Raw genomic sequence first — 7,887 nt, 5'->3', positions numbered from 1 at the left:
GCACGTTGTTCCGGCGTAAAAGTTCGCGGGCGGCCGCCTCCATAACGGGGGTGAAGCGATTTCATCCCTTCCTTATTAAACCGGTGAATCAACCGTCGAACGTGATCCTCGGATAGGTGATACAGTCGGGCGATGTTTGGGACGGTCATCTTTTGGGCGGATGCCAGAATAACCATTGCCCGCCGGACTTTCACCGGATGGGATCCTTTTCGAATGATATGTCTTAATTGATTGCCTTCCTTGGTGGTCAAGTCACGAACGAAAATCATTTCGATCACCTATGAATCCATTCGACCATGAGGTAACATTTTCCTTCGGAATTTCCCGATCTAAGTTAGTCGACGGGGCACTAGCAACCCATCAAAATGATCGGCTATCTTCTGTCCAATCTCCGGAGTTACAATCGTCACCTCACCCGCAAGTTTCATCGCCTTCGATACATCCTGAAGGAGTTTTTGTTCTCTGCTCATCGTTTCAGCCGTTTCCTTGAAGACACTCAAAGCTTCCCGGATCTCTTCGGGCATCTCTGACTGAAAAGCTTGTTCAACCTTTCTCAACAAATTCATCAGCTTCTCCCACATTTGGATCGGCAAACTGGCCCATTCTCTTCCAGTAACAGCAATATCAAAAGTCATAGTATTTGTATGAAGACCTAAACGCAAAATCGATATCACCTCTTCAGTTTTCGGCGGGACCACTCCATCATCCCGAACTATAAGAAAACCGCTAAGTTCTTCATTACCGTCGCTTCGTGTCTTCCCTTTTGCAAATTTACAATAATGATATAATACATCATTAAACTTTATCGCGGGGCGAAAAATATGGTAGTCCTCCCCTTTCCGTACATACTGTTTTACGGTTTCCTCCACTTCTGGAGGCGGATCGGGAAACTTCTTTTTGCTCATGGCCAGCCCCCCTTAATCCCGCATCTCCAAAACACCTGGGACGGTTATTTTACAGACGGAAAAAACGGATTCCCAGTAGGAGAACAAAAAATCGCCCAGTTTTCTTTCAGACGATTTCTATTTTACAATACACCCAATGAGAAAACCTCGCCACTATTGATCAGGATTTCTTAAATCCTTGTGTACATTTTTAAATACCTGTTCATTCCATTTTTTAATGCCCATATTGATCATTTCTCGTAACCTTTCGAAGTTTTCTAGAGATTTATTTTCGACTTTTGTTATGAATGGAAGGAGAAACTTCAATTGTAGGTAATTCCAAAGAAACGAAGGAGTCGTAATCGATACCTTCGGCGAAAGATAATCCAGAAATTTTTTTATATCTTGTTGAGTGGATATCCGAGCATCAAAACTGTAAAAAAGGCTTACCATTAAACGGTTATGAAGATCCTGCGCTTTCTTTAGTAAATCCTCAGAAATTACATATTGGACGGTCATCTCTTTATATAGCTTTTGAATTTCTACAACCGTGCAACGGATCATTTTAGTTTTCTCAATTATTGTTTTTGGAATGCTTCGCACCTTTTCAAATGATTGTTGGATATCCAACGGAATAGGTTCATCCAGCTTTTTACGTATTTTCTCTAGATTTCTGTCTAACTGTTCTAAAGGAATCGTTGGAATCCCCGCAAAATGTGCATTTCCTATAAAGCTCTGAAGTATTAGCTCCATTTCATGGAATATTTCTTTTGGCCTTTTTGCTTCTGTGTATGATGGAACAACTCCATCACTTCTAATAATTAGATATCCCACGGGCCCAACTTTTTTTTGTCAAAGTAATTACAGTGATAATAATATTGGTTTGATGTTACAACTTTAAAGGGTCCGACCGATTCCATTTCACCGTCTTTTTTATATTGTACTGCGGCTCTTTCTATTTCTTTGGGAATCGGTGGATTTGGATTTACCGGGGTTGTGTCAAACTTAAAATAATCTTTCATAAAATACAACTCTCCTTAGGTTGTTTTCTCCATCATTAAACTGAGGATAATAACAAAAACGGGAGCCAAGAATCGATTGAAATCAATGTTTTTGGGTTTAGTTTTGGAAACATAAATCTAGAATTGGGGCTTGTGCTATACGAGTATAGGTAATCGGCGTCAAACGAGCCTCCCGGAGCATCCCTTCCACATCGGTGGCGGCCTGCTTCACCTCCACTTCATCCGATTCCTTGTCCTCATCAGTCTGATCCGCATTCTTCCCCGAAAGCAGAGAACACCCGCTGACGAAAACCAGGCAAAGGATTAGCATCCATAAAAGCCCCTGCTTCATTGCCTCCCCCAATCTTTTACCTTCCATAGGACTTCAAAGCCTGTCATCGAAGATTATATCTGCTCATCTATTAAGGTCAATAGAACTCTATATGTAAAAAAAAGAAAAAGCATCACCAAGGTTCGGCGATCCTTCCAAATATAAATATCTAAAATGGCGTCATTCTGGCAGAACCAATACTTCCCTCAGACGGCCGTTTAACGTCTTATTTCTGTTAAAACGGACCAGCTTATCCTTCTCCAGTGGGCCCAGAAAAATAATGCATTGAATGTTCTCTCTCCCGTCTGAAGCTACGTCCTTCCAAGCCTCGTTACCTCATTCAAATTTGCAACAAACAAACGGGCCGCTCGATAAGGGCGACCCGTCTGTAAGTTACTTCGGAAACTCAACAAGGTATTTTTCAAGATCCTTCGGCGTACGGACGGTTTCCGCATCCTTATTTGTCACAGAAATTCTGTGTGTACGATAGTCATCATATTCAGGACCCACCTCTATGTCCCTGCCTTTTTCTTTCAACAACCGTTCTTCATAATAGACGATATATATGATATATTTTTTGATCCCTTTTTCCCGGCAAAATTGAATCAACCGATATACCTTCTCCAACTCTTCATCCTTGTTGGACTCATTCATGTCCTTAAACAAAGACATATTTATTATCGCCCTCGTTTCGTCTGGATACTGCTGTCGAACCTCTGGATAGTCGGGAATATCTTTGGGATCCATCTTCTCGGAAAAGGATTTTGACACAGCAACGTCCAACTTCATTTCCCAACGGTTCTGGGGCGGGTACATTTCATCTATCAATGGGGCTTGATTTCATCTTGAAACTGAATATCCCACAACGATGTGAGATATGTGTCATTCATTTTCCCATATGAATGTTTGTATACAGCAAAAGTCACACGCTTGTTTTCTTTTGGCCTGACGTCAAGGCTGAAATACCCGGAAATGGGGCTGTATTCCACCTCCCCCACCGCTTCAAACTCCTGACCATATTTGTCCTCGAGATATTCCATAATTTCCCTCTGAACCTTGGCGGAATCCTCCGCGGGCTCGCTTGCTTGCTCGATGTAATTAAAAAGCACAAACCGGGCCAAAGCTGCCTTCGCCAACAGCAGACAAAGGGGAACCACGATAACAATGGCGATTTTCACAAACCCCTTCCAATTCCGCACAAAGGACAAGTCCCTCTTTCCCCGGTAGATCCCGATCGCCACCACAATCGCGTCGATGACCGCCCACATATGAAAAAGGAGAATAATCCATTCAAACCAGGGTCGTATAAAAATCGTTTCAGACAAGAACCATAATGTGACTGCGATCCCGAAAAACCAAAAGCCCTTTTTGGCCTGGCCATTATAGATCTGCCCCGCTCCGGGATAAATCAGAGCGAGAACCGTTGATATGAATATATTGATTATGCCCATCCCATTCCCTCCGTGAAATTTCGTCAAGTAAGATTATCCCGCATCCTCCACCACCCACCTTGTGATAAACCAGCTGCCAAACTTCAACTTCCTCCTTCAATTGATCCTGTTCGTTACTCGGCGCCATTATAGAAAGGGTTAAAGAAAGTCATCATTTTTCAGACCTCCTTTATCCCCTTCCATTGACAGATAAACCCTTAATAGATGTTGAATCCTTAATCGCCAATGAAGTGGACCGGAACGGAAATGGAACCGTGGTCAAAAAATCCAAATTTCTTGCCCGTCAACGTAAAACGGATTTGCTTGCAGATATCATGCACAGCTTTTGCTTGACAAAAATTTATCCTTTTACTGGTCATACTTCTTTTCCATCTCTTCAGCTTTCTTTTTCACTCTTTCCTGTTCATCATCCCTTGCTTTTCTCAACATGTCGCTCAACTTCAAATATGTTTCCCTACTGTAATCACTTATTAGATTAGATCGGTTCCAAATCTTATCATCCAACTCGCTTTCAACATCATCATTTTGCAGTTTTCCGGATGAATGCAAATAATCCTTTGCTGCCAACATTCTATCTCTTTCTCTTGTATATTTATCTAGGATAACCTGTTCAGCGTTATATAATTCTTCCCATTTATCTCCCCATTGAATTTGGGCATCCCAAGAACTATCCAACCCCCAAATGTACCATTCCTCACGCAATCGATCGTATTCTTCTTCCAAATGTTTCCTAAGATCCTCGCCGGTGTTCACGGTGGTGTATTTTCCTCCACCCGCTTCCGCCACCTTCTTCAGAGCCCGCTGTCCTTCATTATCCACATCAAAGCCGATGATGTTCACAATCGCCTGGATCTCCGACTCATGCAGCTCCTTCGCCGCCTTGACCGGATCCCCGCCGCAGGTCTCGATCCCGTCACTCACCACGTAAATGATGTTCTCCACGTTTTCTCCCGTATTTCCGCTCAAATCATTTTTCGCCTGCTCGATCGCCGCGGCCAAGGGAGTCCAACCCGTCGGCCGGAACTTGCCCAGGGACTTCTGGAAGGTAGCTTTGTCGTAAGCCCCCAGGGGATAAACCACCTCCGTGCTCTTGCAGGAGATTTCCTTATCCTTCTCCTGATTGCTTCCCTTGTGACCATAAACCCTGAGGGCCACTTGAGCGCCCTCCGGCAGTTTGGAGACAAAATCTCGGATCGCCTCCTTGGCCAGGTCCATCTTCACCCCGCCGCTCACCCGGCCGGCCATACTCCCGCTGGCATCCAGGAGAATCTCCACGTTTACCTGTTTGGGTAGCTCTCCCTCCGGAGCGTTGACACCATCTGGTGTTTTAACGTTGGTCTTGATGGTGGGATCCAGACTGTCGTAGACCTTAACATGAGGTTTATAATCCTCTGCCAGGAGAGGGATCAGGTAATTGTAAGCTTCATCCGCCGTCAGGTTGTCGGGCAGCTTGTCCAGTTCTGCCTTCACCTTTTCCTCGTCGTACTTGTCTCCTGCGTATTTGCCCGGCCCTTCCCGGAGCATCCCTTCGACATCCGTTGCCGCCTGTTTCACCTCCACTTCATTCAAATCCTTGTCCGCATCAGCCTGATCCGAATTCTTTCCGGAAAGCAGGGAACATCCGCTGCTGAAAACCAGACAAAGGGCATAAAAGTTCCCGTTTCATCGCCCATCCCCCCCAATGTTTTGCAACCCTCCATAGGAATTCAATGTCTGTCATCGAAGATTATATCTGCTCATCCCTTGCGGTCAACAGAACCTTATTCCCTAAAATACAATTTTCATCATCCTGTACATGAAAAAGCGGACCGCTGCCCCCAATCGCCTCCTCTTTTCAAGAATTACTGATGGGAAACGTATCTTAAAACGACCAAATAAGAAAAAGACTGCCCTAACCTATAAAGGGCAGCCCGTAGAAAATGACTTGCACCCGATTATTAAAAGTTGACTCACTGATTTTCCACTCTAAACATTTGCATTATAAACTCAAAATCTTCCTGTGTTAAACGGGCATCGTACCTCAAAGACTCCAACTCCTTCCGTCCGATCTGATAACGAATAGTAAAAGGTACGCCTTTTTCACGGACAATACGGTCAACATCCTTTAACATCTGAAGTTGTTTTTCAGAGGGCATTTCGTTTATCATCGATTCCCCTAAATCATATTCCTTTTCACGGCTTTTGATAATGTAGTTTATACCTATCTTAGTAGACAGATCATATTGATAACCAAGTATCACTTGAGATTCTTCCCAAGGATACATTTCAACTTCAAATCCAAAAAAAGGATCGTGATAAAATCCATCCTCATCTGCAGCGACATAATTATCAAAAGCAAAAGGAGTTGACAATAGAAAAAATGGAAGAGTAAAAGTACATCCAAAGGCGAAAACCAGGGCAGCCATAAAACCCGGTATAATGTCTCTTGAATCTTTCACCGCAAGTAAAAAATGGAACCATCCAAAAATAGCCCATAAAATAAATAATATAGTTGCAGATAAAAGAATGTATGAAGGTCCAGTCGGTGCCCAAGTAAAGTATTCGGATTTTCGAGTCAAAGACTCCTGTATATCCACTACCCATTCATTAATTACCTCAAGACTCAAATATACAGGAACTGAATAATATAGTATCAATAATACATTTTTTAAGATCCTGATGATAAACCACTCCTTTACGCCAATTGATGTGTACATTATTTAAACATGACAAAAGCACCCGCTCTCACGGTAAGATCCGTCGATATAAAATTTAGCCGGGAAGACTTCCCATTTTTCCCCTTCCCTTGTGTATTGTTCAACGACTTTCCGAATCTTGGGATCCGAATTGCGCGGTTTAATCAACTCTTTTCATCCCCCTCTCACACCCCCGGCATTTGTTGGAGGCAAAATTCCGGATTGCCTCCTTGGCCAGGTCCATCTTCACACCGCCGCTCACCCGGCCGGCCATGCTCCCGCTGGCATCCAAGTGAATCTCCACGTTCACTTACTTGGGCAGCTCCCCTTCCGGAACACTTACGCCTCCCCGTTTTTGATCGTCGGATCAAAATTTTCCAGAACCTTGAGCTCCGGCTTATAGTCCTCGGCCAAGAGAGCCACCAGATGGTTGTAGGCTTCATCCGCCGTCAGGTTGTCGGGCAGCTTGTCCAGCTCCCCTTCACTTTCTCCTCGTCGTACTTGTCCCCGGCGTACTTGCCCGGTCCTTTCCGGAGCATCCCTTCGACATCGGTGGCGGCCTGCTTCACTTCTTCCTTATCAGATTCGGTTGAAGCAGAGTTGTCCGCAGCTTTCACCGAAGAAAACAGGGAACATCCGCTGCTAATAAGCAAACAGAGGATCAACATCCATGAGAACGCCTTTCTCCTCATGCATCCTCCAGTCTTTTGAAAAATTGCATATCAATCCAAACCCTGTTATCGAAAATTATACCCGCTGATCCCTTATGGTCAATAGAACTTTACACCCAAATCAACAATATTCATTCTTGCTTGGAAGTTGGCTCTAAAAATTATCGGGTCATAGACCGTAACGTCTCACAAAAAATGACCGCCAAATCAACGATCCTTTTTCTCTCAAATCTGCATAAGCATTACCCGGAATTTTCGAACACGGAGATAGTCTATTGAAATTTCATTATGTCTCTATTCCCTTTTATAAAATGTCTTTAGCGCATCCTCCACAATCTCACGATTCCTGGGTTTTATCTTTTCTCGTTGGGATACATCCGGAGACGAAGTTCGATCGTCACTTAGGAAGCTCTAATGAAGCCAAGGTTGTTGGATGTCCGGAGACATCTCTTATTTCATCATGCACTTCACCAATGACAGGTTTATTCCTGATTATGTTTCCATTTCAAACCTCTATAAAAAATAGCCTGCTCTCCTATTTTCTAGTGCCCCTTCAGGCAACCTTGATCTTGTTTTGTTCTTTTAAGATGGCTTCGTGATGTTTGTTTTTGTTGCGCCAACGGATGTATGCTTGGATGGCTTTAGCCAATTCATCATGAGATGAATAATTGCTTCCTTCGAAAACGAACTTGCGAAGCGGGCCAAAATGACATTCAATCCGGTTTAACCAAGATGCATATGTCGGCGTATAGATCAACTCCACGTTGTTTTCACGGGCCCAAGTCTTGACTTTCTTATGGTGGTGAGGGGAAAAGTTGTCCAGCACAATGTACAACCGCTCACTCCGATGATAACGGCGACGCAACACCTTCAG

At 43.8% G+C, this 7,887-nt stretch carries 10 protein-coding genes; all 10 read right to left on the bottom strand.

Annotated features, from left to right (window positions below; genetic code table 11):
- Nucleotides 1-269, bottom strand: a 269-nt coding sequence (locus BM063_RS16920; protein WP_143085404.1) for a helix-turn-helix domain-containing protein, incomplete at its 3' end; no start/stop codon positions are given.
- 60 nt (nucleotides 270-329) lie between these two features.
- Nucleotides 330-905: a hypothetical protein gene (locus BM063_RS16915; RefSeq protein WP_092041841.1), complete on the bottom strand. Its 576-nt coding sequence runs from the start codon at nucleotides 903-905 to the stop codon at nucleotides 330-332.
- Nucleotides 906-1,058: 153 nt separating this feature from the next.
- The gene (locus BM063_RS16910; RefSeq protein ID WP_143085424.1) at nucleotides 1,059-1,718 is read right to left on the bottom strand and encodes a hypothetical protein; all 660 of its coding nucleotides are present in this window, start codon (nucleotides 1,716-1,718) and stop codon (nucleotides 1,059-1,061) included.
- Nucleotides 1,719-2,609: 891 nt separating this feature from the next.
- Nucleotides 2,610-2,999, bottom strand: a complete 390-nt coding sequence (locus BM063_RS16900) for a hypothetical protein (RefSeq protein ID WP_143085423.1) — start codon at nucleotides 2,997-2,999, stop codon at nucleotides 2,610-2,612.
- A gap of 41 nt (nucleotides 3,000-3,040) precedes the next feature.
- A complete protein-coding gene (locus BM063_RS16895; RefSeq protein ID WP_143085422.1) occupies nucleotides 3,041-3,694 on the bottom strand; it encodes a hypothetical protein in 654 nt (217 codons plus the stop codon).
- Between the two features lie 321 nt (nucleotides 3,695-4,015).
- The gene (locus BM063_RS16890) at nucleotides 4,016-5,227 is read right to left on the bottom strand and encodes a vWA domain-containing protein (RefSeq protein WP_143085421.1); all 1,212 of its coding nucleotides are present in this window, start codon (nucleotides 5,225-5,227) and stop codon (nucleotides 4,016-4,018) included.
- A gap of 389 nt (nucleotides 5,228-5,616) precedes the next feature.
- Nucleotides 5,617-6,225, bottom strand: coding sequence for a TatC family protein (locus BM063_RS17430; protein ID WP_143085420.1), 609 nt, complete (start codon nucleotides 6,223-6,225; stop codon nucleotides 5,617-5,619).
- Nucleotides 6,226-6,502: 277 nt separating this feature from the next.
- Nucleotides 6,503-6,652, bottom strand: a complete 150-nt coding sequence (locus tag BM063_RS17425; RefSeq protein WP_143085419.1) for a VWA domain-containing protein — start codon at nucleotides 6,650-6,652, stop codon at nucleotides 6,503-6,505.
- 139 nt (nucleotides 6,653-6,791) lie between these two features.
- Nucleotides 6,792-7,010: a hypothetical protein gene (locus BM063_RS16880; protein WP_092041825.1), complete on the bottom strand. Its 219-nt coding sequence runs from the start codon at nucleotides 7,008-7,010 to the stop codon at nucleotides 6,792-6,794.
- Nucleotides 7,011-7,566: 556 nt separating this feature from the next.
- The coding region (locus BM063_RS16875) for a transposase (protein WP_218154458.1) at nucleotides 7,567-7,887 on the bottom strand (321 nt) is incomplete at its 5' end.

Origin of the sequence: Planifilum fulgidum, from assembly GCF_900113175.1 — a bacterium.
In the GTDB taxonomy this organism is placed as follows: Bacteria; Bacillota; Bacilli; order Thermoactinomycetales; family DSM-44946; genus Planifilum; species Planifilum fulgidum.
This window is presented reverse-complemented; position numbering and strand designations above follow the sequence as displayed.

Bases quoted from the DNA above. Each gene is read 5' to 3' on its own strand.
- BM063_RS16915 (WP_092041841.1), bottom strand. From the start codon at position 905: ATGAGCAAAAAGAAGTTTCCCGATCCGCCTCCAGAAGTGGAGGAAACC.
- BM063_RS16880 (WP_092041825.1), bottom strand. From the start codon at position 7,010: ATGTTGATCCTCTGTTTGCTTATTAGCAGCGGATGTTCCCTGTTTTCT.